A 17,220-nucleotide genomic window follows, 5' to 3' on the forward strand; every position below is an offset into this window, starting at 1 on the left:
AAAAGCTTTTCAATAAAAGCTATCTAATAAAGATCAGCTAATAAAAGTTAAGTCGGGCAATAGCCATTAGGGTTCATACTCTGCCAACGCCAAGTATCGACACACATATCAGTAATCGAGAGCTGGGCTTGCCAATTCAATAGCGCTTTGGCTTTGTCTGCACTGGCATAACAACTAGCAATATCACCAGCGCGACGGGGCGCAAACTGATAAGGAACGCTTTGAGCCGTTACTTCACTAAAAGCAGTGACTAGCTCTAATACTGAGCTGCCTTTGCCACTACCTAAGTTAATAGGTAAAAAGCCTACTGAAGTGTTGATCGCCGAACTGTTGGTTACCGAATCGTTAGTTGCTAAATCGTTAGTTGCTAAGTCGGCTTGCTGCTCTAGATACTGCAAAGCTGCCACATGACCTGCTGCCAAATCAACCACATGAATGTAATCGCGAACCCCTGTACCATCGACAGTAGGGTAATCATTACCAAAGATACTTAACTTTTCAAGCTTACCTACAGCCACTTGCGAGATATACGGCATCAGATTATTAGGGGTGTCATTAGGATCTTCACCAATTTGACCGGATATATGCGCGCCTACTGGATTGAAGTACCTAAGCGTTACTAAGTTCCAATCATCATCAGATACTGCCAAATCTTCTAAGATATGTTCAACCATTAACTTGCTTTGACCGTAAGGGTTAGTACAAGAACGTGGCGAGCTTTCATCGATAGGTAAGGTTTCAGGATCACCATATACTGTAGCAGAGGATGAGAACACTAAGTTTTTAACCTTATAATCTGCCATCACTTCCAGCAAAGTAATAGTGCCACTGACATTATTATTGTAATACATCAACGGCTTGGCAACTGACTCACCAACGGCTTTGAGTCCTGCAAAGTGAATCACCCCGAAGAACTGATGCGCGGCGAACACTTCTCGAAGCTGCTCAGCATTACGCACATCGCCTTCGATAAACTCGATAGGAGCATCAATAAGCTGCGCAACACGATTAATAGCTTCGCGACTACTATTGGTTAGATTATCATAAACAACAATGCCATAGCCTGCTTCATGCAGCGCTATACAAGTATGTGAGCCGATATAGCCTGCACCGCCTGTTACTAATATTTTCTGCTGCATATTATCACCTAGAGCAATTTTTGAATAAAAAAAAGACACCCCATTGTAGGGATGTCTTAGATGCTTTTCAACAGAGTTCTAGTAGTTAGCTACATAGATTAGCGGTATAGACTAAAGTCTATATTACCAACCAGTAACTTCTTTAAGCTTTTCGCCAAGTTTAGAAGGATCACGCGTATAAGCGATACCTGCATCTTCAAAAGCTTTAAATTTCTCTTCAGCTGTACCTTGACCGCCTGAAATGATAGCGCCAGCATGACCCATACGCTTGCCTTCAGGAGCAGTAACACCAGCGATGTAACCAACAACTGGCTTAGTAACATGGTCTTTGATGTAAGCAGCTGCTTCTTCTTCAGCAGTACCACCGATCTCACCGATCAGGATGATAGCTTCAGTTTGTGGATCATCTTGGAATAGTTTTAACGCATCAATCTGGTTCATACCAGGGATAGGATCACCACCGATACCGATACAAGTTGACTGACCAAAACCAAGCTTAGTAGTTTGAGCTACCGCTTCGTAAGTCAAAGTACCAGAGCGTGAGATGATGCCCACTTTACCTGGTAAATGGATATGGCCTGGCATGATACCAATTTTGCACTGACCTGGAGTGATAACACCTGGACAATTAGGACCAACTAAACGTACATCACCAGCTTCTTCAAGATAACGCTTGGCTTTTAGCATATCGATAGTCGGTACGCCTTCAGTGATTACTACGATTAGCTTAACGCCAGCATCGATAGCTTCAATGATTGAATCTAGTACGAATGGAGCTGGTACATAGATTACAGAAGCGTCTGCTTGAGTCGCTTCCATAGCTTCAGCCATAGTGTTAAATACTGGTAAGCCTAAATGCGTTTGACCGCCTTTACCTGGCGTTACGCCACCAACAACTTTAGTACCGTATTCGATAGCTTGTTCAGAATGGAACGTACCGTTTTTACCGGTAAAACCTTGCACCAATACTTTGGTGTCTTTATCGATTAATACACTCATTATTTATTCCTTGTATGCGGTTGTCTTGTAATAGCTGCCCTTCATATAGAGCGTTACTAAATATTGATAACTACCCTATTGAACGGCCGCTATTACGCTTTGACTACTATGCTCGTTTGCTTAAGCGTTTAGGAGCTTAGGCTTTAACAGCATCGACAATTTTTTGGGCAGCGTCTGCAAGACCTTGAGCTGAAATAAGTTTCAGACCAGATTCTTCTAGAATTTTTGAACCCTTTTCAGCATTGTTACCTTCTAGGCGTACAACAACAGGTACTTTTACGTCAACTTCTTTGATAGCAGCGATAATAGCTTCTGCGATCATGTCACAACGTACGATACCACCGAAGATGTTGATTAGAACACCTTCAACGCTGCTGTCTTCCAAAATAATCTTGAAAGCTTCAACAACACGATCTTTAGTTGCCCCGCCGCCAACGTCCAAGAAGTTAGCAGGCTTGCCGCCATACAATTTGATGATGTCCATGGTAGCCATTGCTAGACCAGCACCGTTAACCATACAACCGATGTTACCTTCTAAAGCCACATAGTTTAGGTCAAACTCAGCTGCTTTTAGCTCGCGCTCATTTTCTTGAGTTTTATCTTGTAGAGCAGCGATTTTTGGTAAACGATAAAGTGCGTTTGAATCGATACCGATTTTACCGTCAACACAGACAATCTCGCCATTTTCACGAACAGCTAACGGGTTAACTTCAAGCAAAGCAAAGTCGTTATCAACAAAGGCGTGATAAGCGCCAGTCATGATTTTTACAAACTGATTGATCTGTTTGCCTTCTAGACCCAATTTAAACGCAATTTCACGCGCTTGATAAGGCATTAGACCTACTAAAGGATCAACGCTAACTTTAAAGATTTTTTCTGGAGTCTCGTTAGCTACTTCTTCGATATCAACACCACCTTCGGTTGATGCCATAAAGGTAACACGACGAGTAGAACGGTCAACAACGGCGCCAAGATATAGCTCAGTCTGTACTGGGTACATATCTTCTGCAACCAATACGAAGTTGACTGGCTGACCATCAGCGTCAGTTTGGAAAGTAACTAAGTTAGTACCGATAAGCTCATCAGTAACTTGCTTAGCTTCTTCACGAGTTTTAACTAATTTAACGCCACCCGCTTTACCACGGCCACCAGCATGTACTTGCGCTTTGATAACCGCGATATCCGTTGGGGTTTTGTCAAAAGCTGCTGCTGCTTCGTCGCCACTGTAGGCAATAATGCCTTCTTGGATCGGCAAACCGTAGCTTTTTAATAGCTCTTTTGCTTGATACTCATGTAAATTCATTGATTGTATCCTTTATTTTTTACAATTAATAAAAAGTGAAAATAACTGCACGTTAGTATCCATCTAGTGCACTTACTACTGCTACTGAAGCACTACGATAATAGTGAGCGCTTCAGCACTGTCTGGGATAATCGGTACTTCATATAAGCAGATTATGCTCTACTTACGTTTTTTACGTTGGATAGTATGAATAGCACGGCCATCCGCTGATAGAGCGGCTTCATGCACTGCTTCTGATATAGTTGGATGAGCAAACGTCATCAACTGCAAGTCTTCGATACTAGAAACAAACTCCATCGCAATCATACCCTGATGGACGATATCACCCGCACCAGCAGCGATAGCATGCATACCTAGCAAGCGATCAGTTTTAGCATCAGCTACTACTTTGATAGAACCTTCAGCTTCACTTTGAGCCAAGGCACGACCATTAGCCGCTAAGCTAAATGAACCGGTTTTCACTTCGAAACCTGCTTCAGTAGCTTCTTGCTCAGTCATACCTACCCAAGCGATTTCTGGATGAGTATAAATGACATTAATAATAGTGTCATAGTTAACTTGTGCTTTTTCGCCATGGATGCGTTCAACAGCCATTACGCCTTCTTCTGAAGCTTTATGCGCAAGCATTGGACCACGTACTAAGTCACCGATAGCATAAACGCCATCAAGATTAGTCTTACACTGATCATCGACATCGATAAGGCCACGTTCAGTCAGTTTAATACCGCTGTCATCACCTAGCAATTTTTCAGAATAAGCACGACGACCAACACAAACGATTAGCTTATCAAAACGCTGCTCTGATGACTCGCCTTTGTTTTCACTAGTGACCACAACTTCATCACCTTGAACTTCAGCTTTAATAACTTTGGTATCAACACGGATATCAAGGCCTTGCTTTTTGAACATTTTGGCCGCTTCTTTAGCCATGTCTTTATCAGCAGCTGCTAGGAAGCTAGGTAGTGCTTCATACACTACTACTTCACTACCAAGACGACGCCATACAGAACCTAGCTCAAGACCGATAACACCAGCACCGATTACGCCTAAACGCTTAGGCGTTTCGGTGAAATCTAAGGCGCCGGTTGAGTCAACGATACGATCATGATCAGTTTTGGCCACTGAAATATCGATAGGGATAGAACCTGAAGCAAGAATAACGTTTTTAGCAGTAATAGTAGACTCAGCAGCATCTTCAGCTGTGAACTTAACTTTTTTATCGCTACCCTTACCGTCGAGTAAAGTACCCCAACCTTGTAGCCAGTCAATGCCATTACCTTTGAATAAAGCGGCAATACCACCAGTCAACTGCTTAACGATAGCTTCTTTACGACCGATCATCGTTTCGATATCAATAGCAACGTCACCAGTACTGATACCATGCTCGTCAAGGTCATGCTTAGTAGCTTCATAACGATGTGAAGTATCTAACAAAGCTTTTGAAGGGATACAACCAACGTTTAAACAAGTACCGCCAAGTGCTGGCGCGCCTTTATAAATACGTTTTTCAATACAAGCTACGCTCATACCTAGTTGAGCTGCACGAATAGCAGCTACGTAACCACCAGGACCGCCGCCGATAACGACTAGATCATAATTGTCTTTCATAATGGATTTCCATATTTTATTTATAGCTTAAATGATAGTAATTATCTGAGTTATTGACTCTAGCGCCGTCGCGACAAATCTATGACTTATACGCCAAAGATTGGCGGTAACACTGATTTATCATAATGAGTATTGCAGAATAACTAAGATGATTTTATAGCCTAAAGTAGACTGGTTGTAGCATAGATCATAACTAAAAAGCTTGTATCAGCGTTAGCCAATACAAGCTTATAAGCTTACAAATCTAGTAGTAGCAGTGATGGATCTTCGACCAATTCTTTAATGGTTACTAAGAACTGTACTGCTTCTTTGCCATCAATCATACGATGGTCATAAGACAATGCTAAATACATCATAGGTAAGATTTTAACTTCACCATTAACTGCCATTGGGCGGTCATTGATAGCATGCATACCTAAGATAGCAGTTTGTGGTGGGTTCAAGATAGGAGTAGACATCAATGAACCGAATACGCCACCGTTAGAGATAGTGAAAGTACCACCCATCATATCTTCTAGACCTAGTTTGCCTTTTTGCGCTAGGCCACCAAGCTCACGGATACGGCTTTCGACATCAGCCATGCTCATCTGATCAGTATCACGTAGTACTGGTACTACTAGACCACGATCTGATGATACAGCAACACCGATATCATAGTAACCATGATAAACGATATCATCGCCATCTAATGAAGCATTGACTGCTGGGAAACGTTTTAACGCTTCAGTAGCCGCACGGACAAATAATGACATAAAGCCTAAACGTACACCATGACGCTTCTCAAAACGATCTTTGTATTGAGCACGAAGTTCCATCAATGGCTTCATGTTGACTTCGTTAAACGTAGTTAACATAGCCGTTTCTTGAGAAGCCGCTAGCAGACGATTCGCAACTGTCTTACGTAGACGGGTCATAGGAACACGTTTTTCACTACGTGCGCCGGCTTCAGCAACTGGTTGGCCGCTGTCAGTTTTGATACTACTATCAGCTTTCAGGGTTGGGCTACTCATGTCACTTTTGGTAACTCGACCACCACGACCACTGCCTTCAACGTCTTTTGGATCAACGCCAGACTCTTTTGCTGCTTTGCGTACTGCTGGGCTTTGATCTTTATGATCAGCTTCAGGGCCACTGGTGTTAGCAGTAGCTTGTACTGGCTCGCCGCCATCAGTTGCTTGCTTTTCTTGTACAGGAGCAGCTGGTAGATTTGGATCTACAGCTGGTGCTGCACTGGCAGTAGCACCAGCTTCAAATTCACCAATAATTTCGTCAGACAATACAGTATCATCAACTTGCTTGACGATTTTAGTGACTACACCATTATCTGGCGCAACTACTTCTAGTACTACTTTGTCAGTTTCGATTTCAGCTAATAGGTCGTCACGATTAACTTGTTGACCTTCGGTGACGTGCCATTCAACGATTGTGCCATCGGCAACCGATTCTGGAAACACGGGGGCTTTAATTTCAGCCATCGATATACTCCTTAGATTTAGATATTACTATTTATTATAAAGTCGTGATAGGCAGTTAGCGCGAATAACTAGTATAAATAGTTAGCGGCTGACTGTTATCGCCTGATACGGATGCTGCTATATTCTAATGCTTTAAATAGTACTAATGCTTTAAATAATACTAATGCTTTAAATACTCGATATTAATACTTTAGATACTAGTGTTATTTTTACCAATACTATAAATGCTAATAATTTGAGCAACAGTGGCCAACGTTTTATATAGAACGCTGACCACTGTCATTCAAAGTTTTTTAACTATTTAGCCAGTTGATCGACTGTTATGCCAAGACCGCCAGCAATTAGAGCTTGCTGCTGCTGGATATGCAGTTTTGCAGACCCCGTTGCAGGAGCTGCACTAGCAGGACGTGCTACCGGTCTCATAAGTTCCGCTTTAGTTGGATGCGGTACTACGATACGGAACATATTTGGTGCTAAGTAATTCCAAGCGCCTTGGTTCAATGGCTCTTCTTGCGTCCAAACTACTTCTTCAAGATTACTATATTTTTCGATCTCAGCAACCATGCGTGCTTCTGGTAGCGGATACAATTGCTCGATACGGACGATAGCCACATGTTCAAGACCTAAAGCACGACGCTGCTCTAGTAGGTCATAATAAACCTTACCACCACAAAGTACCAAACGCGTTACTTTGCTAGCATCTTGATTGTCTATCTCTGGCAATACTGTCTCAAACTTACCATTAGCCAGCTCTTCTAGTTCTGAAGTGGCCAGCTTATGACGTAGCAAGCTTTTTGGCGACATTACAATCAGTGGCTTACGGATAGGACGGACACCTTGGCGACGTAACGCATGATATATTTGCGCTGGCGTAGTTGGGGTGATTACTTGCATGTTGTCTTCGGCACATAACTGTAAGAAACGCTCAAGACGTGCTGAAGAATGCTCAGGGCCTTGGCCTTCAAAGCCGTGTGGCAATAACATAGTCAGACCACAAACGCGCTGCCATTTAGTCTCACCGCTAGCGATGAACTGATCGATAACCACTTGCGCGCCATTGACGAAGTCACCAAACTGCGCTTCCCAAATAACTACAGCATTAGGAACCGTAGTCGCATAACCATACTCAAAAGCTAATACCGCCTCTTCTGATAGTAAAGAGTTATAAGTAGCAAAGCGTGCTTGTTTCTCACTCATGTGAGCTAGTGGCACATACATACTGCCATCAGTGATGTTATACAGTTCGCTATGACGATGAGAGAAAGTACCGCGACCCACATCTTCACCAGTGATACGCACCATAATATCATCGTTATCAACTAAAGAAGCATAAGCTAAAGTCTCAGCCGCTCCCCAGTTCAATGGCTCTGTACCAGTTTGCATCGCTAAACGCTGCTCAACAACTTTTTGAACTTGGCGTTGTAAAGTATAGCCTTCAGGCATCTCAGCCATTTTGCGGCCATAAGCTTTAAGCTTCTCTATATCGACACTAGTATCCCAATCATCTTGTAGCTCATGGCCTAGATAAGGGGTCCAGTCAACGAATAACTCTTCGCTTGGCTCAAGGACTAAAGCGTTTACTACGTATTCACCACGATCTAACGATTCACGATATTCGTCTTCGTATTTGGTAGCTTCAGCATCGCTTATCACGCCCGCTGCAACTAATTTTTGTACATAGATAGTACGAGTAGTCGCTAGTTTTTTGATAACGGCATACATCAAAGGCTGAGTTGCTGACGGCTCATCGGCCTCGTTATGACCATTACGACGATAGCAGAACAAATCAATAATAATATCTTTACCAAACTCATGGCGATAATCTAACGCTAATTGTGAGGCAAATACTACTGATTCAGGGTCATCGCCATTCACGTGTAATATAGGCGCATGAACCATTTTTGCAACGTCAGTACAGTATTCTGTCGAACGTGCATCTTCTTGACGGCTAGTAGTAAAGCCGACTTGGTTATTAATAACGATATGTAGCGTGCCACCCGTAGTATAAGCACGAGTCTGTGACATCTGGAAGGTCTCTTGCACTACGCCTTGACCAGCAAACGCCGCATCACCATGAACTACGATAGGCAATACTAAGTTACCATCAGTATCGTTACGACGTACTTGACGGGCACGTACTGAGCCTTCTAGTACTGGAGCAACAATCTCAAGATGTGATGGGTTAAACGCTAAAGCTAGATGCGCCTCTCCACCTGGAGTCATCACGTTTGACGAGTAACCATTGTGATACTTAACGTCACCGGAGCCTTTTTCTGGCTGCACTTTACCGTCGAATTCATCGAACAGGTCAGCTGGGTTTTTACCCAAAACGTTAACCAACAGGTTAAGACGTCCGCGATGCGCCATACCGATGACCATCTCTTTAGTACCGTAGCTACCAGCACGTTGGATGATTTCATTGACTGCTGGTATGAAGCTCTCGCCGCCTTCTAGACCAAAACGTTTCACCCCAGTATATTTACGCGCTAGATATTTTTCTAGGCCTTCAGCTGCTGTCAAACTCTCAAGTATAGCTAAACGTTTTTCTTTATCGAATTCGATATGGCCCAAATTAGATTCAAGATACTTTTCCATCCAGCGTTTTTCAGTACTACTAGTGACATGCATGTACTCTACGCCGATATAACGGCAGTAGACGCGTTCCATGATTTCAATAATTTCACGTAACGACGCTTCACTCTTACCAATATTTAAATCATTAGTAGGATATATCGTATCCAAATCAGACTCTGCTAGATTATGATAAGCCAGCGTTAAGTCTTCAACTTCCGGACGTGGATGTAACCCTAAAGGATCAAGCTGAGCATAACGATGACCACGACGACGATAAGCAGAAATAAGCTGTTGAACGCCCATTTGCTTAGGGTCAGCACGGTGTGCAGTACTAGCAGCTGCACCATCAGTAGACGCAACAGATCCTTTATTAGCTGTTTGGTTGCGAGCTAATAATAAAAACTGATCTTTGATAGCGTTATGATGAGCGTCATTTGGCGATTGATACTGTTTAAAGTAGTCTTGCCAATCCTTATCGACACTAGTAGGGTCGGTTAGGAATTGCTCGTAGAGGGATTCAATATAAAGGGCGTTGTCAGCAGCGAGTTCAGTGTGTCCTGAATCAGTTACTTGTTTAGTTATGCTATTCATAATAATCGTCTATTTGATAGATAAATGAATGGAATTGTGCTTATTGTTGTGTGATCCGTCATATGCTAGGCACTTGGACAGTTGGCGTATACCATCAGAAAGTAGTTGCTCGGAATGTAGTTGCTTATCGTGGCTATGTGGTTACTTACTTTGATGATTATTTTACTAATAAACACATCAAACCAGTTACTACTAAGTTTATAGTTATCATTAATTGTGAACGTCCGGTCTTGTTTTCAGCCTCGTTTCACAAAATTGATTGCTATATACTAAAAGCAGCCATAACTAATAGATTAATATCTAACCCTATTATCATAGCTCACTATTAAAACCTTGATGAGCTAGCATCGTAACTTCAATATAACTTTGATAAATAATTGGTAGATAGTTAAGGTATTCAGCTAGCCGATAGATCAGCTATTTCCTGCTGCAAAAGTCCTTCCTTGATCAATATACGCTGTTTTTGTGCTAAACATACATTGCTGCTTAGGGTAACATGCAAAAATTACCTGAGGTAGTTTGTTTGTTCAATACTAGGTATTTATGTAATAAATATCCATTATAGCCTTCATATTGAGCACGGTGACTATGATAACATTTTTATTTGCATGTTTTTACAGCTATTATAAAAATAGTGTCTTTAATTAGCTATATTATTTTAGCTATTTGTCATAATCATAAATATTGTGTAGAAAATCAGCATTTTACTAGCCATTGTTGATTAATTAGGGAAAATAGATTTTTACAGGCTATCAACGTGACGCTATTATAAAATTACAAGCAGATAGATAGTAGTCATAGTAGCTACTAGTGTAGATAACTAAGCTCGTCACTTGTACTCTAGCTGACTCTTAGAGAACCAGTCAACTCCGATGGCTAGCTGCCAATAACTAACTAGGCCAGATTTTCACCTTTTAAAATACTTTACTTAAGGTCATATAATAAAACACCGCCAGCTTACTGACGGTGTTTTATTATATGTCTTTTGTTAGCTAGCTTTTATTGCCTGTTGCTAACAACTATTGGCTATACACTACCCTGCTTGGTCGATTAGCATATTACGCAAATGGCCAATCGCTTGCGTGGGGTTTAAACCCTTAGGACATACTGATACACAGTTCATAATACCACGGCAGCGGAATAAGCTGAACGGATCATCTAAACGTGCCAAACGGGCTTGAGTATCATTATCACGACTATCTGCTACAAATCGATAAGCGTGCAACAGGGCTGACGGACCTAAGAATTTATCAGGGTTCCACCAGAATGATGGGCAGCTAGTAGAACAGCAAGCGCATAAGATACACTCGTAAAGACCGTTAAGTTTATCACGCTGTTCAGGCGACTGTAGACGCTCAGTTGGTGGGGCTGGCTGATCGTTGATTAAGTAAGGATGAACCTTTTCATACTGCTCATAGAACTGGTTCATATCGACGACTAGATCACGCACTACTGGTAAACCTGGAAGTGGACGGATAGTAATTTTCTCAGGTAAAGTATTCATATTCAGCAAACAAGCCAAACCGTTCTTACCGTTGATGTTCATACCATCAGAGCCACAGATACCTTCACGACAAGAGCGACGGAAGGTAATAGTTTCATCTTGCTTTTTTAGGCGTAATAACAAGTCAAGTAACATACGATCAGAATCTAATAGCTCAATCGTATAACTCTGCATACGTGGTGCTGCGTCCTTGTCAGGATCGTAGCGATAAATTTCGATGGTGCGAGTACCTCTGCTCATAATACTAAACTCCACACTAAGTGAGGGCGAGCGTACAAGAATTGCTTTATCTTTGCGCCTGCTTTTATCAATAGGCTTATCAATAAAAGCACGGCGCTGGCATAAACTTGTAGCTGGCGGTCATCTTTTAATAAATGAATAATGAATAATTACTTATCTGCTAATCAGTTGACGCTTGATATTAATAGACGCGAACTTTTGGCTCAATATAATCTACGGTCAAGGGTACAGTGCGAACCGGCTTATAAACCACTCGATTATCTTTAGAATACCATAAGGTATGCTTCATCCAATCATGGTCGTTACGACCGTTTGGTGCATAATCATCATCTTCTGGGCGATCATAATCCGCTACACTGTGTGCGCCACGGCTTTCATGACGATGAGCTGCTGATACCATAGTAGCTTTAGCCACTTCGTATAAGTTAGCTACCTCAAAGGCCTCAATACGCGCAGTATTAAACACTTGTGACTTATCGGTAAGGTGGATTTGGTCGATCTTATCCCCTAGCGCTAAGATTCTTTCAACCCCTTCATCCATCATAGCTTGCGTACGGAATACGCTAGCATGCTTCTGCATGATTTCGCGGATCTCATCAGCCACATCTTGTGCATTGTAGCCTTCAGTAGATTGTTGTAGCTTGTCTAAACGGTTAACGGTAAAATCAAGCACGTGCGGATCAAGTGGTTTGTAGGTATGATCGGCATGATGATATTCGTCAACGATATGTTTGCCCGCAGCGCGACCAAAGACCAATAAATCAAGCAGTGAGTTAGTCCCTAAACGGTTGGCACCATGCACACTTACACAGGCACATTCACCGATAGCATAAAGACCTTTAACTACAGTGCCTTTAGTATACATACCCTCTTCATCAGTACCTGCTTCTAGATCAGGAGTGATCACTTGGCCATGGATAGTAGTAGGAATACCTCCCATCATATAATGAATGGTTGGGATAACTGGAATAGGCTCTTTAGTGATGTCAACGTTAGCGAAGTTTTTACCAATCTCGAACACTGATGGCAAGCGTTTCATAATGGTTTCCACACCTAAGTGCGTCATGTCCATCACGATATAGTCGCCATTAGGGCCACAACCACGACCTTCTTTAATCTCTTGATCCATAGAGCGCGAAACTAAATCACGAGGCGCTAAGTCTTTTACGGTTGGAGCATAACGCTCCATGAAAGCTTCACCATCTTTATTACGTAAGATAGCGCCTTCACCGCGACAACCTTCAGTTAACAGTACGCCGGCACCGGCAACACCCGTTGGGTGAAACTGCCAGAATTCCATGTCTTGCAGGGGCACACCAGCACGAACCGCCATGCCAATACCGTCACCAGTATTAATATAAGCATTAGTAGAGGCGGCGAAGATACGACCAGCACCCCCAGTTGCTAACACCGTAATAGGGGCTTGAAATACTGCAACTGTGCCGGTTTCTTGTTCAAGAGCAATAACGCCATTAATGTTACCGGCTTCATCTTTAATCAAATCTAGCGCAATCCACTCGATAAAAAACTGTGTACCTTGTTCAAGGTTTTTTTGATATAGCGTATGTAGCATTGCATGACCAGTACGGTCAGCTGCTGCACAAGCGCGTTGTACGGCTTTTTCACCATAGTTCGAAGTATGACCACCAAACGGACGCTGATAAATCGTACCATCTTCGTTTCTATCGAACGGCATACCCATATGCTCAAGCTCATAAACCACTTTTGGTGCTTCGCGGCACATGTACTCGATAGCGTCTTGATCGCCTAACCAATCTGAACCTTTGACGGTGTCATAAAAGTGAAAATGCCAGTTATCATTACTCATGTTGCCAAGACTAGCACCAATACCACCTTGAGCGGCGACAGTGTGTGAGCGTGTTGGAAATACTTTGGTAAGTACCGCAACATTCATACCTGCTTCAGCTAGGTGTAATGAGGCACGCATACCTGACCCGCCACCACCAACGATAATCGCATCGTAATTTAGGGTTTTTATATTGCTGATAGTATTATCTTGTCTAGTTGCCATTACGGTTTTCCTAATGCTTGTTAATGCTTGCGGAGTCAATACACGGGCTACCAAATAATATATTTACCAAGTTGCTTATGCTGATTTACTTATATGGTATTGCGTAGTTGCTTTTAAACATCTACATCCTCAATAAATTTGACTTGGCAGTCCATAACTATTTATACATTAAAAATATTTCTAACCAGTAAAGTTAAACCGCAATGACCCCGAAGCCATTACCCCAAAAGATCATGATGCCCCAGAATACATAAACTAAAATAGCGGCTATCATCAAAGCTTGTAAGATCAGACGCAAACCAGTAGCTTTTGATCCTATTTTATTGGTAGTAATATAGTCAGTAAATACCGTCCACATCCCTACCCATGCATGGCCAGCAAGTGCAATGATAGCTACTAAACTAAATAAACGCATTGGCAAGCTAGTCATAAAAGCTGACCATTCAACAAAGTTGACATCACTGTGAGTCAAAAAGAACCCTAGCAGCACGACACTATAGAGCGCTAATACTACAGCACCGAAACGTTGCACTATCCAATCGCGTGATCCTGAGCCAGTTAAACCAGTGGCGCTTTTAATTCCTGAATCATTTTTGATCATTAGAACATCACCCATACAAATGACGCGGCAATCAGGATCGCGGCGATAACAAAACCAACAACAGCAGCTGTACGGCCAGATTTTAAACTCTCATTCATACCCATGTCAGCTAATAAATGCTTCATACCCATCACAAAATGATAAGCAATAGCGGCGACGAATATCCAAGCCACAAAACGCACAAGAACGTTATCAAAAACGGTCTCAAAGCTTTCAGGCGAGGCTAACGAAGTCTGTAATAGCCAAAGCATGACAGGAATAAGTAAAAATAAAACAATACCAGAGACGCGATGTAGAATTGAAGCTACGGCAATAGGCGATTTTGCATTGACGCTAATCACTTGGCTCAAAGGCAGATCTATGGGGCGGTTGCTTTTCACAGCGGGCATCCTTTTGTGGTTATATCCGGTAGCTGCTTATGGTTTGATAATCGTCTACCAACACACTTAACACTACACAGGACGAATAAAATAAGGAAGAGCTAGCTGACTTTACTAACTTTACGCAAATTAACTTTGTCTAATTTATCTATAAGCAGTACTTTAACTCATCATGAATAATCAGCAGAACTAATCTAATATTCATGACAGTCCTTATTATTAAGTGACCATTCTATGATAGTGTTAATTAAATTTTGTCTATGCTCTTTAACGCAAAAAAGATAACTTATATTTGTCATCTTTTGTTAAGTAGGACTAAATAGCCAGCACTATTAAAATAGGATAATCGGACTCAACATTCAAGACGTAAACCGTTGTTAAAGCTATAAATTAGTCAATTAATCGTAACAAAGTATGAGTTTTTACAGCGATTACTAACAAGCTAAAATAAAGTATTAGATCTCAATTAGATACTTTTTATTTGCGCAGCTTTAGTATCAGCCAAATTATGCTAATTATAAAATGCTTATGCCTGAAATACAAATTTATCCCCTAAATACCGAATATACTTTAGAGAATAATAAATAGTCTAGATTTAGAAAATTTAACCGCTACTATTATACGTCCTTCACGGTAAATTATTGCTTCAGTGTTTCGCTGTTGAGCATGTCCTGTCTATGTTAGCTTTAATAATAGTTATAATAACTGATAAAATGTTACTAATTATATGGCATGGCTATTTAGCTAAAGAGGATTTTTTGGCTATTGGTTAACATTAGAAAACAGTTAAAATTACTAAGTAGACATATTTTGATACAAAAATTAGTAGCTGCAAAGCCCATTAAACTACGTGAATCAGAGGATTTACTAGTAAAAGTCTTTTCAAACCATTACTCTTTACTGCTAATATAGCTTCAATCTAAGCATAGTTAAGTTTGTTCGTTTGTTCGTTTATCTGGCCATGATGCAATAATCATATATCGCCAGTATTTTATGCTAATAATGTAAAACCAATAGAGAGGAACTTATGGCTGATAACATCAAAGCTAATAATAACGCCACACTAAATGTAGACGGTAAGGAATATGAATTTCCTGTTATCAAGGGGTCTTTAGGGCGCCCGGTTCTAGATATTGCTGCTTTACAAGAAGCCGGCTACTGGTCTTATGATCCTGGTTTTAAGGTCACTGCTCCTGTTGAATCAAAAATAACTTTTATTGACGGTGGTAAAGGCGAATTACTATATCGCGGCTACCCTATCGATCAATTGGCTAACAACGCTGAATACTTAGAAGTAGCCTATGCGCTTGTTCATGGCGAACTGCCCAATGCTGAGCAAAAAGCAGATTTCTACGAAAAAGTTCGTAAGCATTCAGCGGTACATGATCAATTACGTAAATTCTTCGAAGGTTTTCGTCGTGACGCACATCCTATGGCTATCATGGTTGGTGTCGTCGGTGCTTTATCAGCGTTCTATCATGAAGGCTTAGATGTCGATAATGAGCATCATCGCGAAATTACTGCTATTCGTTTGATTGCAAAGATGCCAACCCTTGCTGCTATGAGTTATAAATACTCAAAAGGCGAACCTTTTATGTATCCGCGTAATGATTTGAATTATGCTGAAAACTTCGTTTACATGATGTTTGCTACCCCTGCTGACGTTGATTTCAAGGTTAATCCAATCATCGCCAAAGCCATGGACAAAATCTTTACTTTGCATGCTGATCATGAGCAAAACGCTTCAACTTCTACCGTACGTTTGGCCGGCTCAACGGGCGCAAATCCTTATGCTTGTATTGCTGCTGGTATTGCTGCACTTTGGGGCCCATCACATGGTGGTGCTAACGAAGCAGTACTAGAGATGCTGGATGAGATCGGTACAGTAGAAAACGTCCCAGCCTTTATGGAAAAAGTAAAAAGCCGTGAAGTGAAACTAATGGGCTTTGGTCATCGTGTCTACAAGAACTTTGATCCACGTGCACAAGTATTGAAAGAGACTTGTGATGAAGTACTTACTGCACTAGGTATTAACGATCCTAAGCTTGAATTGGCTATGGCTCTAGAAAAAATCGCTTTAGAAGACCCGTTCTTCATCGAGCGTAACTTGTATCCAAACGTTGATTTTTACTCTGGCATTATTCTAAAAGCCATTGGTATTCCAACTTCAATGTTTACAGTTATTTTCTCATTAGCTCGTACTTCAGGTTGGATCAGTCATTGGCTTGAGATGCATAGCGCACCGTTCAAAATCGGTCGTCCGCGTCAGTTGTACACTGGTGAGACTCATCGTGACTTCGTAGAAGTTAAAGATCGTAAGTAAGGCTATTACTTTCTATTAAATCTATTGTTCAGTCAGAAAATCCCGCCATGTGCGGGATTTTTTGGGTCTGTAATGTGCACCAATGATATTGTTAATTACTTTTATTTAAGTATCTATTTGACTAAGACTATAACCATTATCTGCTTAAAGCTGCACTTATTTGACCCTCAATAATATACTCTTGCCTGTAATCTGCAAAATGCATATAGCTTTGCTAGCAATACTTACAGCCGTATATTGAGTAACTAATTGTAATAAATACTGTTGATGCTGAGTTAGTAAGTGGTGTTTCTAAGCGATTTTAGGGTTTCATTATTATCATTATTCTGCAGCTTCACAATGATATTGGCATAATAATTGTTATCATTAAGCTCATATTAGGTATAGGATGTAGTCTAATTTACAGGGTCTGTAGAGCATACAGTAAACTTAAGTAAAACAACAGTTTCAA

At 41.3% G+C, this 17,220-nt stretch carries 11 protein-coding genes; 1 reads left to right on the top strand and 10 read right to left on the bottom strand.

All coding sequences use genetic code 11. The features are described from left to right. Nucleotides 1–47: 47 nt before the first annotated feature. From galE to sdhC, 10 genes are all read right to left on the bottom strand, one after another. Nucleotides 48–1,139, bottom strand: coding sequence for a UDP-glucose 4-epimerase GalE (galE, locus tag KPY62_RS07810; protein WP_216581500.1), 1,092 nt, complete (start codon nt 1,137–1,139; stop codon nt 48–50). Between the two features lie 123 nt (nt 1,140–1,262). Further along, nucleotides 1,263–2,138, bottom strand: a complete 876-nt coding sequence (gene sucD, locus KPY62_RS07815) for a succinate--CoA ligase subunit alpha (protein ID WP_216581501.1) — start codon at nt 2,136–2,138, stop codon at nt 1,263–1,265. A gap of 136 nt (nt 2,139–2,274) precedes the next feature. Next, entirely contained in the window at nt 2,275–3,441 is a 1,167-nt protein-coding gene (gene sucC / locus KPY62_RS07820; RefSeq protein WP_216581502.1) for an ADP-forming succinate--CoA ligase subunit beta, read from the bottom strand. Nucleotides 3,442–3,600: 159 nt separating this feature from the next. Continuing rightward, complete coding sequence (lpdA, locus tag KPY62_RS07825) at nt 3,601–5,049, bottom strand: dihydrolipoyl dehydrogenase (protein WP_201621591.1); 1,449 nt, start codon at nt 5,047–5,049, stop codon at nt 3,601–3,603. A 236-nt stretch (nt 5,050–5,285) separates the two neighbouring features. Beyond that, nucleotides 5,286–6,524, bottom strand: a complete 1,239-nt coding sequence (odhB, locus tag KPY62_RS07830) for a 2-oxoglutarate dehydrogenase complex dihydrolipoyllysine-residue succinyltransferase (RefSeq protein WP_216581503.1) — start codon at nt 6,522–6,524, stop codon at nt 5,286–5,288. Between the two features lie 297 nt (nt 6,525–6,821). After that, nucleotides 6,822–9,689 (bottom strand): 2-oxoglutarate dehydrogenase E1 component, encoded by a 2,868-nt coding sequence (locus KPY62_RS07835; RefSeq protein WP_216581504.1) that lies wholly within the window; start codon nt 9,687–9,689, stop codon nt 6,822–6,824. A gap of 1,033 nt (nt 9,690–10,722) precedes the next feature. Beyond that, nucleotides 10,723–11,433: a succinate dehydrogenase iron-sulfur subunit gene (locus tag KPY62_RS07840; protein WP_216581505.1), complete on the bottom strand. Its 711-nt coding sequence runs from the start codon at nt 11,431–11,433 to the stop codon at nt 10,723–10,725. 181 nt (nt 11,434–11,614) lie between these two features. Continuing rightward, a complete protein-coding gene (gene sdhA, locus KPY62_RS07845; RefSeq protein ID WP_216581506.1) occupies nt 11,615–13,465 on the bottom strand; it encodes a succinate dehydrogenase flavoprotein subunit in 1,851 nt (616 codons plus the stop codon). Nucleotides 13,466–13,658: 193 nt separating this feature from the next. After that, nucleotides 13,659–14,045 (bottom strand): succinate dehydrogenase, hydrophobic membrane anchor protein, encoded by a 387-nt coding sequence (sdhD, locus tag KPY62_RS07850; protein ID WP_324033937.1) that lies wholly within the window; start codon nt 14,043–14,045, stop codon nt 13,659–13,661. Between the two features lie 20 nt (nt 14,046–14,065). Further along, a complete protein-coding gene (gene sdhC / locus KPY62_RS07855) occupies nt 14,066–14,455 on the bottom strand; it encodes a succinate dehydrogenase, cytochrome b556 subunit (protein ID WP_201621585.1) in 390 nt (129 codons plus the stop codon). Nucleotides 14,456–15,473: 1,018 nt separating this feature from the next. Here sdhC and gltA point away from each other — a divergent pair. Next, nucleotides 15,474–16,769, top strand: a complete 1,296-nt coding sequence (gltA, locus tag KPY62_RS07860) for a citrate synthase (RefSeq protein ID WP_216581508.1) — start codon at nt 15,474–15,476, stop codon at nt 16,767–16,769. Nucleotides 16,770–17,220: the final 451 nt, after the last annotated feature.

The sequence above is a fragment of the Psychrobacter sp. TAE2020 genome, from assembly GCF_018919485.1.
Classification (GTDB): domain Bacteria; phylum Pseudomonadota; class Gammaproteobacteria; order Pseudomonadales; family Moraxellaceae; genus Psychrobacter.